Below are 15,700 nucleotides of genomic sequence, written 5' to 3'. Positions count from 1 at the left end.
CTGTACTCTGTTCGGGTTGACGCGCCGTCTGAGTGGCTACACTGCTGGACGTCTCGAAAATTCGCCCATATGATTGGTGGTATGATAAGAATAGCCGCTTGGAGAGCCATCTGAGGGAGTTTCCGTTGACCGAACCGGTCAAATTCACGCATCACGGACCCGCTAAACCCGCTGCAGTCTCATCTTCCACGCAGGGCAATTTTATATAGCATCATGTAATTTATGCAATTGCTAGTTGCCGTATCAGTGGCGTCTATTCGCCGATTTCGCCCGAATCGACCATCTGTCACAACACACTTGATTAGTCGAATAATCAAGTGTAGTTTTATGAGAGTTCGTCCCCTCGACGAATCACGAACGATGCAACCCAGCAGGAATCCGGTTCTCGAGGGTGATCGAGCGTGAATTCCAGCTCAGCGTCGGTTACCGACCCGCTCGAGGAGTTCCTCCGATCGAAATCGAAGGGCGGCGAAGACAGCGGGAACTACCGACGGAACCTCGAGCGCTGTGTCGAGGACTTCCTCGAGTGGCTCGAGGCCGATCCCGACTCGACCGGAACCTTCGACGACCTCACCGAGCGTACGTTTCGGCGATACGCGCGCGAGCTCACGAGTCGAGACCTCGCGTCGGGGACGATTCGGACGTATTACGCGCAGGTCAGTGCCTATATCGGCTGGTGCGTCCGCGAGGGGCTCCTCGAGGCGAACTACGCCCAGCGCAACGTCGCCACGGAACCGCTCCCGGAAACCGACGGTCGGCGGTCGGGCGATCAGCAGGCCTGGACCGAGACGCACCGATCTCGAATCACGCGTTACGTCGACGAACGCGCGCACAACGCGGCCGACGAGAGGGGACTCGAGGCGATCCGGGAGTTCCGCGATCGGGCGCTCGTCTACGTCCTCTGTTACTCTGGGGTCCGCGGCGGCGAGATCTTCGCGGATCCGAAAGACGACCGTCGAAACGGCCTCAGGTGGGACGACGTCTCGATCGAGGATCGGACGATGACCGTCCTCGCGAAAAAGCAGGACTGGTCGGATCGGTCACTGACGGAACAATCTATAAATCCTATATCGCGATACAAAAGGTTACTCGATCCCGCTGGTGGAGACTGGCCAGTCTTCCCCACGTTTCATCTCCCGACGCTCTACGAGACGCTTCGGACCGGGTTACGGGACGAAGGCGGCTGGTCGGACGCCAAGATCGAGGAGTTCGTCGACGAGCTAACCGGACAGGTAGCCGTTGTCGACGTACTTCGCGAGCACGAACTGACGCCACCCTCGATCAATACGGACGGCGCTCGACGGATCATGCGACGGCTGTGTGAGGACGCCGAAATTCGACTCGAGGATAAACACGGGTATCTCGCACCCCACGGTGGCCGACGCGGAGCCGGCGAGGTCATGGTCCGCCAGCGGGGCTTTACCGCCGCTGCTCGACTGCTGGATAACAGCGAGGAAGTGGTTCGGCAGTCGTACTCGCATATCGAGGCGAAAGAGATGGCCGAAGACGCCGGCCACGCGTTTTCGGAACACGACTCGTGACGTCCTCGCCCGCGTCGGTCAGCGTTCCTCGCGATTTCGCAACGAGGCTCGCCGGACTTTGCCGGTGGCGGTTTTGGGAAGTTCGTCGACGACTTCGATTTCGCGCGGGTACTCGTACTTCGCGAGGCGGTCGCGGACGTGCTGGCGGATCGACTCGCGGAGGTCGTCGCTCGGTTCGGCGTCGGCGGTCAGCACCACGAACGCCTTCGGCACCTCTCCGCGCTCGGCGTCGGGAACGCCGATCACCGCGGCGTCGGCGACGGACTCGTGGCCGGCGACGCTGTCCTCGACTTCCTCCGGGCCGATGCGGTAGCCCGCGGAGATGATCACGTCGTCTTTCCGTCCCACGAACGCCACGTAGCCGTCCTCGTCCATCCGCCCGAGGTCCTCGGTGAGCAGCCAGCCGTTTCGCACTTTGCCCGACGTCTTCCCCGGTTTGTTCCAGTACTCCACGAAACAGACGGGGTTGTCCTCGTATCGAACGGCGATTTCGCCGGTCTCGCCCGTCTCGACGGTCGGTTCGGCCGTCTCGGGATCGACGATGGCCACCTCGTGACCGGGGCCGGCGCGGCCGATATAGCCCTCGCGGAACTCCGTCAGAGCGGTGCAGTCGCCGACGAGCATGTTCGCCTCGGTCTGCCCGTAGCCCTCGTGGACGGCGGTGTCCCCGAAGGTTTCCTGTGCCCAGTCGACGATGGACTGGCCCAGCGACTCGCCACCGCTGGCGATGGTTCTGAGCGTTCCCACGTCGAACCGATCGGTGTCATCGACTTGCATCATCATGCGCAGAGCGGTCGGCGGGGCGAAGAAGTTCGAGACGCCGTACCGTTCGATGAGCCGGAACGCCGCCGCGGGGTCGAACTGCCCGCCGTTGTAGGCGACGACCGGTTTCCCGTAGTAGAGCGCGGGCATCACCACGTCGAACAGGGAGGCGATCCAGGCCCACTCGGCGGGCGTCCAGAACACGTCGCCCTCCTGGAGGTCCATGTTCCCGAACGTGGTGACGAAAAGCGGCAGGTGGCCGAGTATCAGCCGCTGGGCGTGGCGCACGCCTTTCGGATCACCGGTCGTTCCGGACGTATAGATGAGGATAGCGTCGTCCTCGGCATCCGTCTCGACGGTGTCGAACTCCCGTGAGTGGTCCTCGATGGCGTCCCAGAAAGCCGCCTCACCGGCCGCTCCGTCCGGCGTTACGTCGCCGACGGTCAGCGTGGTCTCGAGGTTCGGCAGCGACTCGCGGGCCTCCCGGACGTTCTCGATATTGGACTCGTCGACGACGGCCGCGACGGCGTCGCAATCGTGGAGTCGGTACTCGATGGCGTCGGGGCCAAAGAGCGTCGAGAGGGGGACCGACATCGCCCCGAGTTTCCAGGCGGCGAGATGGGCGAACACCGTCTCTGGACGTTGTGGCGCGTTCACGCCAACCCGATCGCCCTCCTCGACGCCCTGTGCCCGCAGGTAGTTCGCCAGCCGATTCGTCACGTTTCGCAGCTGCCAGAACGTGTACGTCTCCTCGGTGCCCGACGCATCTTCGGCGAACAGCGCGACGCGGCTCTTGTCGTCGGCCCACCGGTCGCACAGGTACGTCGCCATGTTGAACCGATCGGGAACGTCCCACTCGAACGCCTCCCGTAACTGCTCGTAGCTGTCCCAGTCGTCCTCGTAGAAGTGGTACGCGTCCAGGCGTCGTCCTCGTGTCATGGGTGTCTGTGATATCGTGGCATCGTTTCCTCCGGTGATCTACTCGCTCGGCAAGGTAACGAGTGACACATAGATGGACGGTAACAAAAAGGTAAGGTGAAAAATCGGAGAAAGGTTTAACAGCGAAACAGGAGTTAGGATACATCATGGTAGATGCTACCATCAGTCTCGTCGATAGGGGATCGATCCGAACCGACCGGAACTTCCTCATCGAAAACGAGACGATGGGATCGGCCGTCGACCCGAATCCGGACGTAGAGATGATCGAGGGGCCGGTGTATAACCTGGTTATCGACCACCCCGAGGCGACCATCCTCTGGGACACCGGATCCCACCCCGAGTGCGGGGACGGCTACTGGCCAGCGGAACTGTACGCCGCCTTCGAACACCACGACGCCGACGAGCATCCGCTCCCCGACGCGCTCGAGGACGTCGGGTACAGCGTCGACGATATCGACGCCGTGTTCCAGACACATCTCCACCTCGATCACGCGGGGAGCCTCCATCGCTTTGCCGGCACCGACGTCCCGGTGTTCGTCCACGAACAAGAGATCAAATACGCCTACTACTCCGCCAAGACCGAGCAGGGCTCGAGCGCGTACGTGCCCGACGACTTCGATCACGACCTCAACTGGCGGATCGTCCACGGCGACATCGAGACCCACTTCGAGGACATCGAGTTTCTCCACCTACCGGGACATACGCCGGGTGTGATGGGCACGCGTATCGACATCGACGGATACGGGACCGTCGTGTTCACCAGCGATCAGGCGTACACGCGGGCCAACTACGTCGAGGAACACCCGATGGGCGGGGAACTGCTCTGGAGCAAGCGCCACTGGGAAGAGAGTCTCCACCGCGTGCAAGAAATCGAGCGCCGGACCGACGCCGACGTGTACTGCGGCCACGACCCCGACGACGTCGAGGCGCTGCGCGACGGCCTGCCCTGAAAGAGTCGGATTCGGTTCCCTGCCGCTGGGGGACTGAGGCGGGGCGTTCGGACTCGAGGGAAGTCTTTTTCGAGCGTCTCCGCGGGAAGAGGGAGGTCCCGATACTGGTCCGCTTGCTACTCCGGGCTTGGCAACCGTCGGGACGAAAGCCGAAGGCAAAAAAAGGCGACGACGAAGGGGCCCGATGAAAGTCCTCGGCGAACTCGACCGACCAAGTTACAGCGATCGTACTGGGGTTGCCGTAGTTGGCGCTGACGGGTGTGGGAGCAGCGGTGAGCTTCGAGCCGGTTTGTTAGTCGTCGCTGATTCCGAACGACCGGAATGGATTACAGAATAGTCCAATAGGCAGAGTGTTTCAAATAGCTTCAATAGCCCCAATAGGTAGAGTGTTCCAAATAGCTTCAATAGCTCCAATAGGTAGAGCGTCAGCGTTCCAGAAACTCGAGGAGGAGATCGTTCACGCGGTCCGGAACCTCGTGGTGGAGCCAGTGGGTCGCGTCGTCGACGAACTCGAGTCGACCGGAGGTACACCGTTCGATGCTCGGTCTCGCCATCCCGCGATGGAGATACGGATCCTCGGCACCCCAGAGCAGCATCGTCGGCGGCTCGACCGTCATCGTGGGCGGATCCGCCACGTCGCCGCGAAAGAGCGCCCGGTACCAGTTGAGCATCCCGGTGAACGCGCCGGGGCGGGACCACGCGTCCCGGTATCGGTCGAGGGTAGCCTCGGTGCACGTCTCGTCCCGATTCGACGTATCCACGAACCACCGAAGGAGACGCCAGTCGGCCGCGCGCCACGTCCGTTCGGGGACCGCCGGCAGCTGGAAGAAGAACATGTACCAGCTCTTCAGCAGTTGGCTCGGCTTCCGCCGAAGAAACGCCTCGAGCGCTACCGGGTGGGGAACGTTCATCGTGACGGCACGCCGGATCCGTTCGGGATGGGCAAGCAACGCCTGCCACGTAACGCCGGCACCCCAGTCGTGTCCGACGAACTGTGCCCGTTCGTACCCGAACGCATCGAGGAGGCCGATCACGTCGGCGGCCAGCGTATCGACGGTATAGGAATCGATACCGGCTGGTTTCTCGCTCCGATTGTATCCCCGCTGATCCGGGACGATGACCCGATAGCCGGCCGCGGCAAGCGCCGGGATCTGTGACCGCCAGCCGTACCAGAACTCGGGAAACCCGTGGAGTAGCACGACCGGCTCGCCGTCGTCCGGTCCCGCCGTGACCGTATGCAGTCGGATCCCGTTGGTCTCGACCATCTCGTGACTGGTCGAGTCCGGGAGGTCATCGAACACGACGACCCACCTCCGTCGGGGCGAGTACCCGCCAGAGAACGGACGGGGCGAAGAGCGTCGGCGGCGGTTCCTCCAGGCGTAGGACCCTGGCAAAGCGGTCCGACACGTGAGCGTCCGTCTGTGCAGTTTCGATAACGCGTGCGAGATAGCGATTCAATAGGTCCGTTCCCAACGGTTTCGGACCCGTCGTGTCGGCGAACTCGAAATCGGCACCGACAGCCATTCGCCAGACGGTATCGACGACGTCCCCGACGCGATCGAAAAACCGCGAAGCGAGGTCCGCCAGTCCGCCATCTGCGAGCGCGTGATGAAGTTGGATCGCCTCGAGGGCAGCGACGGACATCCCCTGTCCGTAGATCGGATTGAAACTCGCGATCGCGTCGCCGATAACGAGCAGTCCGTCGGGAAACCGATGGAGATCCTCGTATCGCCGTCTGCGACTGGACGGGAAGGGGTACTGGCGAACGTCGTCGGACACCCACTCGTGCGTCTCGAGCAGGCGATGGATCTCCGGCGTCGGCAAGCGGCGGGCGAACCGCTCGATGCCGGCGGCGTCCGTCGGTGGGTGGTCCCCGTGGAGACCGAACAGCGTCACGATCCAGCGATCGTCCTCGACGGGGATCGCCGTTCCGCCGCGAGTGTCCGGCGGTGAGGGAACGATCATCACCCCGTGTCGGTCCGCGGACGGACGCTCGAGGACGAGCGTACTGTAGGCGAGATCGACCGTGACTTCCTCTTCGACCGGTGGAGCGTAGTGATGTCGCTCGAGCCACGCGGGTGTTCGAGACGTCCGGCCCGTCGCATCGACGACCACGTCGGCCGCGAGCGTTTCATTGCAGCCGTCGCTGTTGGCGATTCGAACGCCCTCGATCCGAGAGGCGGAGCCGTCGAAATCGTATGCAGTGAACTGGCACTCGGCCCGCAGCGTGACGTCGTCGCGTTCGGCGAGGCGTCGGCGAACGATCCGTTCGAACAGCGGGCGGCTCGCACAATACATCGGGAGACGGTTCGGTCCCTCGGCGAGGAACTCACCCCGCTGATAGTATTCGAGATCGGTCGCGTTGTCGATACCCAGCCCGCCCGACGAGAGGAGTTCCTCGCCGTATCCGGGGAACAGGTCTTCCAGAATCACGCGTCCCGGCTCGAGCATCACGTGTACGTGGTCGGCCTGGGGCACGCTCGGTCTCGCGACGGCCTCGTCTGGTAACGGGTCGCGATCGATAATCGTCACCGTCCGAAAGGCGTCCGCGAGTACACGACCGGCTAACAGACCCGCCATACTCGCCCCAACAACCACCGCATGCCCACCGACTCGAGAGACCCGATCGGCGTCGTACCGTGGGTGGCCAGAAGAGATCATACGCTTGAGTAGCTACTATCCTATCTTCAACGCTACGGGAGTGAACGAACCGGCAGCTACCGAACGTAGTGTCTTAACCGACAGAAAGGGTGAAAAGACTAGTGTTGGTTAATCAGCTAGAACCAAACCGTCTTTCGGTGCCACTGGAAGGAAACCATCGGACACACCTCTATCGAAGTGTCAGTGGGAGTCGTTCACTGATATCTCGGTGCCGAACGAATGATCGACCAGGAACGAATCGACGAGGACTCGAGTTACACCGGGAGACCCCTCTATCGATCTGTTTGGCTCAAAGGGGTACTGCTCGAGAAAGGGGAGATCTGATTGAGCGGACAGAGACACCCCTCTATCGATGTGTTCGAAGTGTTAGGAGGACGGTTAAACTGTGCGAGTGGACACGTACTTCGTGGAGAGTTCGGACTGAGACGCGATCTAACATCTACGTTAGAGGAAGTCAAGTTGCTAGAATCTACCTTTACGACTCTTTGGTAGCTATTCGTTGCTGTCGACTCAAGGGTGGAACTCGAAAACCGCCAGAAAGCAGAGGGTGGAACGGGTGGAACCATCCCCCTTCCGCTATATCGGTCAAGCCAACGTTCATACACTCGTGGCAGTCAGCGAACCCGACCCAGAGACAACCGACGACCGCCTCGAGATCACGAACATGAGTCATCTCAAGCCACTCGATCTGATCGGCTCGTTCCGCGATCCGCGTTTCGTGTCCGTTTCTTATAGGACTCTCCTTATCGATGTGTTCGACGTAGTTCGATACTGAGTCGCAGCCTGCGTCGGCCCGTTCAGGTACCTGGCAGTCGGTTCAGCGCCATCTCGGTGAGTCGGTTCGAGACGTATAGGAGTTTCAGCGTCCTATCGTTCGGAGTCCCGGGGCTTGTTGCTCGAGTACATCCGGAGCGGGGACCAGTCGGAATAGCTTGGCTACCTATTGTAACTAGACTACATTTTGAACCTATTCATGATATTGTAGCTATTTTACCTATTCCTGTGCAAGAGGCGGTAATACGCGGGAATATGGGATCAAGCTACTGGAACAGATCTCTCGGTCCGGTCGTCGTTCGATTTCATTGGACTGGCTGAGCGCTTTGACAACCTAATCCCCGTAGCGGAAGTCGTCGGATCGGCGCCGCCAGACGATTGGTCCGGCCAGTACTCCAATGGGGTTGCGATCGACGAAACACATAAGTCATTATCGCAATAACCATTATCTAGAGTATGACCTTCTACGACCGGGTCGACGAACTCGACGCCCTCGAAACAGCGCTCGAGTCGCCGGGCCACGAGTTCTACGTCGTTTACGGGCGCCGTCGCGTCGGGAAGACCGAACTCCTCAAGGAGTTCTGTTCCGACCGGCCGCACATCTATTTCCTCGCGTCGCAGGAGGCCGAACACCGCCAGCGGGAGAAATTCGTCGAGCAAATCGCCGGTCACTTCGACGACCGCGTTCCGCGCATTGAGGGGTGGGACGAGGCCTTCGACTATCTCGCCGAGAAACTCGCGACGGAACGACTCGTCGTCGTTATCGACGAGTTCCCCTATCTCGTCGCGGAGAACGACTCGCTCCCGTCGTACGTTCAGTCGTTCGTCGACGAACACCTGCAGACGACGGAATCGATGCTCGTTCTGTGCGGTTCGAGCGTCAGCACCATGGAGTCGGAAGTCCTCGGTCACGAGAGTCCGCTCTACGGTCGCCGTACGGGGCAAATCGATCTCCAGCCGTTTTCCTTCCGGCAGGCTCGAGATGCGATCGCATACGACATCGACGACGCGATTCGCTCGTATGCGATCACGGGCGGGACGCCGATGTACCTCACGTTGTTCGATTATACGCGGTCACTCGCCGAAAACGTCCGGTCACATATTTTGACGCCGACGGCCGTCCTGTACAACGAACCCGAATTCCTGCTCCGGACGGAGTTGCGAAACCCCGCCCGGTACATGAGCATTCTCGAAGCCGTCGCAACGGGCCATACGACGCCGAACGAGATCGCCGGTGCGACGGGTATCGGATCGGGACCGCTATCGAAGTACCTGCAGACGTTACGTCGACTGCGGCTCATTGATCGTGACGTCCCGGTGACCGCCTCCGCCAAGCAATCGAAGCGCTCGCGGTATCGGGTCGCGGACGAATTCCTTCGGTTCTGGTTCCGATTCGTCGAGCCGAACCGATCCGGTATCGAAGAGGCCCCCGGCGTCGTCTACGACGGAACGATCGAACCGAATCTCCCAGATCACGTCGCGTCGACGTTCGAGGACGTCTGTCTGGAAGCCGTGTGGGAGGCGATCCGTCGCGACGCACTCGAGCCCTACTCGGAGGTCGGTCGGTGGTGGTACGGGGAAGACGAAATCGACATCGTCGGTCTCGCGCCGGAGGCTGACCGGGTGTTGCTCGGGGAATGCAAATGGACATCGGATCCGGTCGGCCACGCGCTCGTCGACTCGTTGCGCGACAAAGCGACCCGCGTTCGATGGGGACCGGACACGCGAACCGAGGAATTTGCGCTCTTCTCGAGGAGCGGGTTCGTCGACGGACTCGCCGACGAACTCGACGACAACTGGTCGCTTTTCGACCTCGCTGAGATGGACACCCTTCTTACTCCCGACAATCGGAGCCGTCGGAGTTAATGCGTCAGGATTTGACCACAGTTACGCATCGAACACTACACGAAACGAGCTAAATTCACGATTCAGTGCGAGAGAAGCGTCGCTGCACCCGCAATTGCATACCCTATCCGCGCGATAGCACCTACCAGCACGAAAGCCAACTCCGATCGTGAGAGCCGTCCATGATAGTATGCATCTCCGCCGATCCAGATCGTGATACGTAGCTGAACTTATTGCACATCTTTTACCAGCGCTGAGAATCAACGCCGACGTGCTATGGGAGTGTTTAGCCGCCTCAAGACTGGGTTCGGTATGGCGCGGCGGAGCGGCCGCGTGCTCAGAGCCCACCCGAAACTGTTCGTGTTCCCGCTCGTGGGTGGACTCTCCGGCATCGCGTTCATCGCAACGTTGTTCGGGAGTCTGTACCTCACGGGACCGCTTTTCGAAGATCCTGGGCCGACCGTGTACGCCGCCCTGTTCGTTGCGTACCTCGTCGAAACGTTCATCGCATCGTTCTTCACGGCGGCTCTCGTCGCCGCGACGCACACTGCCTTCCACGGCGAGGAGCCGTCGATCCGTGCGGCGCTGGCGACAGCCTGGCAGCGGAAAGTTCCGCTGTTGATCTGGTCAGTTATCGCCGCAATCGTCGGCGTGATCATCCGGGCCATCGAGTCCGAAGAGAACCTCGCCGCTCAGATCGTCGCCGGACTCTTCGCAGTCGCGTGGAGTGTGATGACCTATTTCGTCGTCCCCGTGATCGTCTTCCGTGACCCCTCGGTCACGGAGATGTTCTCGGAGAGTGCGCGCACGTTCAAAGACACGTGGGGCGAATCCATCGGTGCGGTGGGAGCGATCGACATCTTCTCGTTCCTGCTGGCGGTCGCCGGCCTCGGACTTGGTGCCCTTACGTTCGTCGTGACTGCGGGCACGGGTACGGTTCAACTGCTGGCAACGGTACTGATCGGCGGTTCCGCGTTCCTCTTCGGGCTACTGGTCGGAAAAGCCCTCAGCGGCGTCGCCAAGACCGCGCTCTACGTCTACGCGACCGAGAGTACCGCGCCGGAATTCTTCGACGATATGGACTTCAGCGAACTCGGTGGTGACCGGTCGTCCTCCACGCGCGGCCTTGGAGGGGGTCTCGGTGGCTCCGGTGGCGGCCAGATCTGACGACCGCTTCGGTTCGAGGCGAAACTAAACAGGATCTGGTTCGCTCGAACAACAGCCTTTCGAAGAGTGAACAGACCGATTCACACGGCGTCCCAGCCGTATGTCGCCGAAGCGAAGACAGTCGATACGCAACTGTCGATTTCCGCGATCAATGGTCTCCTGCCTGTCGCCGTTCCTCGAGGACGAGTTCGGCGATCCGTTCGGGTTCTTCGTTCGCGAGTCGAAGGACAGCGTCGTGAATCTCTCGGGTTTCTTCGTCGATGACGTCCGCTTCGGCGAGTGTCGGGACGATCGTCGTTCGGATCGCGTTCTCGAACTCGTCGACCGTCTCGGAGCGAGCGTAGAACGGCTTCTGTTGGACCTCGCTGTATTCGAACGCCGGTCCCGCTTCCGCGGGTGATTCTGGTTCGTCGGCCATGCCCGTCGCGTTTTCAGCGGCGAGTTCGGTGTCGGTCGGCGGTTCTGGGTCCAACTCCCTGTTCGGACTCGAGTCGGACGCTGTCGGCTCCGAAGCGCCCTCGTCGGTTCCTCCCGACGGCGATTTTGCGTCAACCTCGGTTTCGGTCTCGGTGGTCGAGTCGGCCGTCTCGGTCTCTTCGTCGTCTTCCTTGAGATCGTCGAACGGATTACTCATCGCTGGATCCCTCCAGTTGCGACGATCTCGGCCAGTTCCTCGTAGTAGGGGATCTGGTCGTTCTCCGGATCGTAATCCTGGAGCGGTTGGTTGTGCTGGAGCGATCGCGACAGGGCCGATCGATGGCGGATCCCCGGCTTCGGCGGACTCGTCTCGCCGGCATCGATCGCGTCGAACACCTCGGCGGTGATTCGGGCGAAGTCGGGAACCGCCTCTTGGAGCGGCTGTCCGGGGTTGACCTCGTAGGTGGCAGTGTTGAGGTTCTCGAGGAGTTCTCGATCCTCGGTCTGTTGGTCGATCCGGTCCGAGAGTTTGTTCGGGATGACCGCCAGCACGTCGACGTCGATGTACTCCCGTGCCGGTTCGATGAGTCGCTCCATCGTTCGCTTGTAGCCGCCGATCGCGCTCGAGCCCGGCTCGATCGGGATCATCACGTTCCCCGTCGCGACGAGGGCGTTGTTGTTGAGCATCCCCGGGTATGCCGGACAGTCGAAGACCACGTACTCGTATTCGTCGCCGAGCAGTGGGTCGACGATCTTCGACTTGATTCGTGCCGAGCCCTGCATCGCGCCGGCGAGATCTTTCTCGACGTCCTCGAGCGTGTTCGAGGACGGCAGTAGATCGAAGCCGTGGTCGGTCGATCGGATCAGGTCGTGTGGCGTCGCCGACCCCTCGAGGATGACGTCCCCGAGATTGGTCTCGCTCTGGTATGCCGCTTCGAACCCGAGCCCGTTCGTCGCGTGACCGTTCGGATCGAGGTCGGCGAAGAGGGTCGCCCCGCGCTCCGAGAGCTGGCGCGCGAGATTCATCGAAGTCGTTGATTTCCCGACACCGCCTTTCAGGATGACCACGCTGACGGCACGTGGCTTGGCTGTTGTCTTATTCATTGGCATATCGGTTCGGTTTGTTGATTCGCAATAGGAACCTATTGTCTCGGAAGGTTCCGTCTCAGCCTGTTGAGACTGTACTACATTCCTGAAGCATAGTTCTACCTATTGCAACTCAAATCGGTTGGGTAGCAACAGTAGGTGAAATCGATGGAATAGGTGAAATAGGTATAATAGATGAGGTAGGTAAAACAGATGGTAATAGAAAGGTACCTATTGTAGATGGTATGCCTGGTGAGGAAAACTATCCTACTTTCCGTTCCTAGAGAGGTTAACTGTAGCTGGCTGTTGAACCGAGTTCACAACAAATCTCATAACGACCAGTAGAATTCGCCTATTGTACCTATTTCAACTATTGTACTAGTGGCCGGTGCGGCGATTCTCGTCAACTACCCCACCCTAAGCGCCTTTGGCTATTTGGGGGAGGGACGTGTCCGTGGACTCGGCTTGAACCTCGAGAGAATTGTCCCACGCTGAACCGACTCGACCCCCCGTTGTTTCGACGGTGGGGAGCAACATGGAGACGAACCGAGAATCGCGCTGAGTAATCGTCCACCAGTGGTGATCGCTCGAGCGGAACCAAATCGGTGACCGCCCGCACTCGAGCGCTCGCCTACACCTTCGGCCACTTGGAAGAGATTCCGAAGATAATTTAGTGTCCTCGCTCAGCCAATCAGCGGGACACCGGGCCTCGGTGAGTGGATCGATGCCGTCATATCGATCACCAGAGTGGGGAGAGTGTGTGGGTTTCGTTCTCGAAATACGGACCACACGAGCAAAACAACTCGAGCCTACTGCGTCGGATTGGCGAGTTCGCGTCTCGAACGATGAGGTGTTAGTGCTGTGACTCTGAATCGAACGCCTAATTAATAAACGGAACACTGACAGCGTGGCCAGCAACGTGAGCGTTCAGCTTCGCCGCTGCTGGCGACTCTCTGATCGCCGCGTCATCGTACTCCGCGTCAGTAAATACACCGGAGATCCACCGTTTTCCACGGAGGTTGACCTTCTGGTGATAGGCTTCTGCGAGATGGAACCGATCGAGTGATTCGAGACGCGTTGTGATCCGGGTACTGTCGAAATCACTGGCGTCCAGAAACGTCTGCAGCAGATCGTGTTGAGTAGCCGTCTCAGTGAAAATGATATTCTGATACTGCCGCCTCGAGGGCTGCTGATATGGGTCATGTTCTGAAAACGCTCGCTCGAGTAGGTCAATGAACGAGAGCTGCTCGGGATCGTATTCGACCTGCACGACTTCCGTATGGTCGCCGAGAACCTCATAGGACGGGTCGGATTTCGTCCCACCAGCATAGCCGACTCGAGTCCGCACGACACCGTCAACTGCACCGAACGCCGCGTCGGGTCCCCAGAAACAACCCAGACCGAACGTCGCCGTCTTCGTGGCTTCCGGTGCTTGGCTATCGAATTCCCCGATAACTGTTGGCGTGAGCATAATCTGGCTATAGTGGGGGACTCCACAGCGTATGTGTTGTTGTCGCCGTCGATTAACACTGTTTCTCTATTTGCCACAAGAAATCCAAGACCGCAACCTAGCGGTGTCTCGAAGCGAACAACCGGACGAACCGGACGGCGAACATTAACCTGCTGTGAAATCACGGAAAGTGAATTGATTTGGTCGAGGGTTCTATTTCGACCTCACCGCCGATTGGAATGGGACACGTCGGATAGGTGTGTCCGAACTCGCAATCGAAGACAACGGGTGCGTTCGGATTGTACGTTTCGAACACGTCAGCAATCGTGTCACGCTGGCGCTCTCGATACCCCACTCGCCATTCTCGTGGGTTTTGTTCAGTGTGTGAGCGTGCGGCAGCGCGTCCGACAAGCACACCGTCGAATCGTTCGAGGAGACCGCGTTCGCCGAGCGCCCGGAGGTTCGCACCGACGACAGCCGGGTCAGGGATCAGTTCGCTTGTCTCTAACGCAAGAACGGTGCCGTTCAATGCGTCGGGATCGGGCAGGTAGCGATCGGCGAGGAACTGCTCGACGAGGACTGCATAGCAGCCGCCCCAGATTCGACCCGAGACGGTCTTTTTACCACCACGCCAGATTCGGCCATCAGATCGTTCGATTTCGCGCGTGGTTTTGACTGACTCTGGATCTTCCCAGTCACCGGCCTCATCAGTGAAAACCTCTGCTTCGGTCCATTCACCGACAGAATCCTCGAAGAGCGCACGCCGTAGGTACTCTTCGGTGTAGTCAAACATCTCGCCATCCATCGCGTATTCAAGCAGTGTCGATCCACCGTAGTACGAAACGATCCCGTGATTCCAGAGAAACAGGGCCAGGTTCGTGTTGTCTGAGTAACCGTAGAATCGCGTCGGGTGTTTGCGGAGTACGTCCCCATCGAGATACGGGAGGATTGTGATTTGGTCGTGGCCTCCAATATTAGCGATCACGGCCGAAATATTCGAGTCGCGGAAGGCGTCCATAACATCTTCGGCGCGTGCCTCTGGATTATCCGCAAGCCACTCCGGGTCGGCGGTCGCGGTCGGATACTCAACCGGATCAAGGTCGAAAACCTCGCGCATGCGTTCAAGACCGAGTTCGTATATGAACCGCGCAGACTCGGGTGCGTTTGATGCCGGTGCGACAACCGCGACCTGATCGCCGGGTTCAACGGGGGGAGGAGTAAGGAACTCAGGCACGACTGATACCTATAGGGGACGTCAAATATTTCTTACCCATGCGCCATAGTATCAAGAGACCAGGGAACTGGTGGGACAAGTATGAGTGCGAAGTTCGTGGAAGGCATGTCTTTGCAACTACACGAATTGAACGTCAAAAAGAGTACCCACATTATGTCCGGAGAGAAGATGTCCGTCGACGCCAAGATATACGCCCAAAAAATACGGGCGGCGCTGTATTTCCTCCTCGCTGAGGAAGGGGGCTTAGTGCCTCAATTATCCTCCAGACAGTGAGCAGTACCGGAATACTTGCTAGATCCTCGAGGACGAGTGCGACCAGCGGTAGTGTATTTTCGGTGTACAGTTCTGACATTCTCCCACGGCTAAAGCCGGTAGGCTTTCGCCTCGCTACCGCTGTAACTACCGTAGGTTTTTGCCGGTACTTCGCCTCTCTGATAAGAAGATCACGGAGCAGTTGCTATATGGATTGAAGGTATGAATGGAAGCGGCGAATCGGGGTTCCCAGAGGGTCGCCCACTCCAGTACTGACCGAAACGTAGGCGAACTTATCTTCCGTGTTCGGGATGGGTACGGGAGGCACCTCGCCACTGTGGCCGCTGTAATGCCGACCGGCGGAATCGAACCGCCGTCAGACCACTGTCGGGAGATCGGCCGTATCGGCCGATATGAATGGAGGCGGCGAATCGGGGTTCCCAGAGGGTCGCCCACTCCAGTACTGACCGAAACGCAGGCGAGCTTATCTTCCGTGTTCGGGATGGGTACGGGAGGCACCTCGCCGCTATGGCCGCCGTAACGCCGACCGACGGACTCGAACCGTCGTCAAACCCTAATCGGTGTCTGTCCAAGACCGAGTGTACGTGTAGTCCAGTTTGCG

The 15,700-nt window shown here is 59.8% G+C and carries 12 protein-coding genes, 2 rRNA genes and 1 pseudogene; 5 read left to right on the top strand and 10 right to left on the bottom strand.

Annotation, left to right across the window (positions count from 1 at the left end; all coding sequences use genetic code 11):
* Positions 1-401 precede the first annotated feature (401 nt).
* Complete coding sequence (locus A6E15_RS18850) at positions 402-1,541, top strand: tyrosine-type recombinase/integrase (protein ID WP_076148668.1); 1,140 nt, start codon at positions 402-404, stop codon at positions 1,539-1,541.
* A gap of 18 nt (positions 1,542-1,559) precedes the next feature.
* Here A6E15_RS18850 and A6E15_RS18845 read toward each other — a convergent pair whose 3' ends face one another.
* A complete protein-coding gene (locus tag A6E15_RS18845) occupies positions 1,560-3,242 on the bottom strand; it encodes an acyl-CoA synthetase (protein WP_076148667.1) in 1,683 nt (560 codons plus the stop codon).
* A 146-nt stretch (positions 3,243-3,388) separates the two neighbouring features.
* Here A6E15_RS18845 and A6E15_RS18840 point away from each other — a divergent pair, with 146 nt between their 5' ends.
* Positions 3,389-4,192, top strand: a complete 804-nt coding sequence (locus A6E15_RS18840) for an N-acyl homoserine lactonase family protein (protein WP_076148666.1) — start codon at positions 3,389-3,391, stop codon at positions 4,190-4,192.
* Positions 4,193-4,617: 425 nt separating this feature from the next.
* Here A6E15_RS18840 and A6E15_RS18835 read toward each other — a convergent pair whose 3' ends face one another.
* Entirely contained in the window at positions 4,618-5,493 is an 876-nt protein-coding gene (locus tag A6E15_RS18835; RefSeq protein ID WP_217693456.1) for an alpha/beta fold hydrolase, read from the bottom strand.
* On the bottom strand, positions 5,483-6,853 hold the full coding sequence (locus A6E15_RS18830) for an FAD-dependent oxidoreductase (protein ID WP_076148665.1): 1,371 nt from the start codon (positions 6,851-6,853) through the stop codon (positions 5,483-5,485). Before A6E15_RS18830 ends, A6E15_RS18835 begins: the two co-directional genes overlap by 11 nt.
* Positions 6,854-8,083: 1,230 nt before the next feature.
* Here A6E15_RS18830 and A6E15_RS18825 point away from each other — a divergent pair.
* Both A6E15_RS18825 and A6E15_RS18820 read left to right on the top strand, forming a co-directional pair.
* A complete protein-coding gene (locus A6E15_RS18825) occupies positions 8,084-9,493 on the top strand; it encodes an ATP-binding protein (RefSeq protein ID WP_076148664.1) in 1,410 nt (469 codons plus the stop codon).
* A 291-nt stretch (positions 9,494-9,784) separates the two neighbouring features.
* Positions 9,785-10,639: a DUF6159 family protein gene (locus tag A6E15_RS18820; RefSeq protein ID WP_217693455.1), complete on the top strand. Its 855-nt coding sequence runs from the start codon at positions 9,785-9,787 to the stop codon at positions 10,637-10,639.
* A gap of 148 nt (positions 10,640-10,787) precedes the next feature.
* On the opposite strand, the gene A6E15_RS18815 is transcribed toward A6E15_RS18820, so the two are convergent.
* The 4 genes from A6E15_RS18815 to A6E15_RS18800 all read right to left on the bottom strand — a co-directional run bounded on the left by A6E15_RS18815 (position 10,788) and on the right by A6E15_RS18800 (position 14,826).
* On the bottom strand, positions 10,788-11,273 hold the full coding sequence (locus A6E15_RS18815; RefSeq protein WP_076148662.1) for a hypothetical protein: 486 nt from the start codon (positions 11,271-11,273) through the stop codon (positions 10,788-10,790).
* Positions 11,270-12,160, bottom strand: a complete 891-nt coding sequence (locus A6E15_RS18810; RefSeq protein WP_175607297.1) for a ParA family protein — start codon at positions 12,158-12,160, stop codon at positions 11,270-11,272. The genes A6E15_RS18815 and A6E15_RS18810 overlap by 4 nt, the downstream gene beginning before the upstream one ends.
* 862 nt (positions 12,161-13,022) lie before the next feature.
* Positions 13,023-13,616 (bottom strand): peptide-methionine (S)-S-oxide reductase MsrA, encoded by a 594-nt coding sequence (locus A6E15_RS18805; RefSeq protein WP_076148660.1) that lies wholly within the window; start codon positions 13,614-13,616, stop codon positions 13,023-13,025.
* Positions 13,617-13,773: 157 nt separating this feature from the next.
* Complete coding sequence (locus A6E15_RS18800) at positions 13,774-14,826, bottom strand: S66 family peptidase (protein WP_076148659.1); 1,053 nt, start codon at positions 14,824-14,826, stop codon at positions 13,774-13,776.
* Between the two features lie 81 nt (positions 14,827-14,907).
* Between A6E15_RS18800 and A6E15_RS21145 the strand changes: the two genes are divergently transcribed.
* The gene (locus tag A6E15_RS21145; RefSeq protein WP_076148658.1) at positions 14,908-15,099 is read left to right on the top strand and encodes a hypothetical protein; all 192 of its coding nucleotides are present in this window, start codon (positions 14,908-14,910) and stop codon (positions 15,097-15,099) included.
* Here A6E15_RS21145 and A6E15_RS21955 read toward each other — a convergent pair.
* The 3 genes and pseudogenes from A6E15_RS21955 to rrf (A6E15_RS18785) form a co-directional block, all read right to left on the bottom strand.
* Positions 15,080-15,172: pseudogene (locus tag A6E15_RS21955) on the bottom strand (formate/nitrite transporter family protein); the annotation flags it as partial. The gene A6E15_RS21145 and the pseudogene A6E15_RS21955 sit on opposite strands and share 20 nt — an antisense overlap.
* Before the next feature lie 133 nt (positions 15,173-15,305).
* Positions 15,306-15,427: ribosomal RNA gene (rrf, locus tag A6E15_RS18790) — 5S ribosomal RNA — on the bottom strand.
* A 69-nt stretch (positions 15,428-15,496) separates the two neighbouring features.
* Positions 15,497-15,618 (bottom strand): 5S ribosomal RNA (gene rrf / locus A6E15_RS18785).
* Between the last annotated feature and the right edge of the window lie 82 nt (positions 15,619-15,700).

The organism is Natrinema saccharevitans, from assembly GCF_001953745.1.
GTDB classification, from domain to species: Archaea; Halobacteriota; Halobacteria; order Halobacteriales; family Natrialbaceae; genus Natrinema; species Natrinema saccharevitans.
This window is presented reverse-complemented; position numbering and strand designations above follow the sequence as displayed.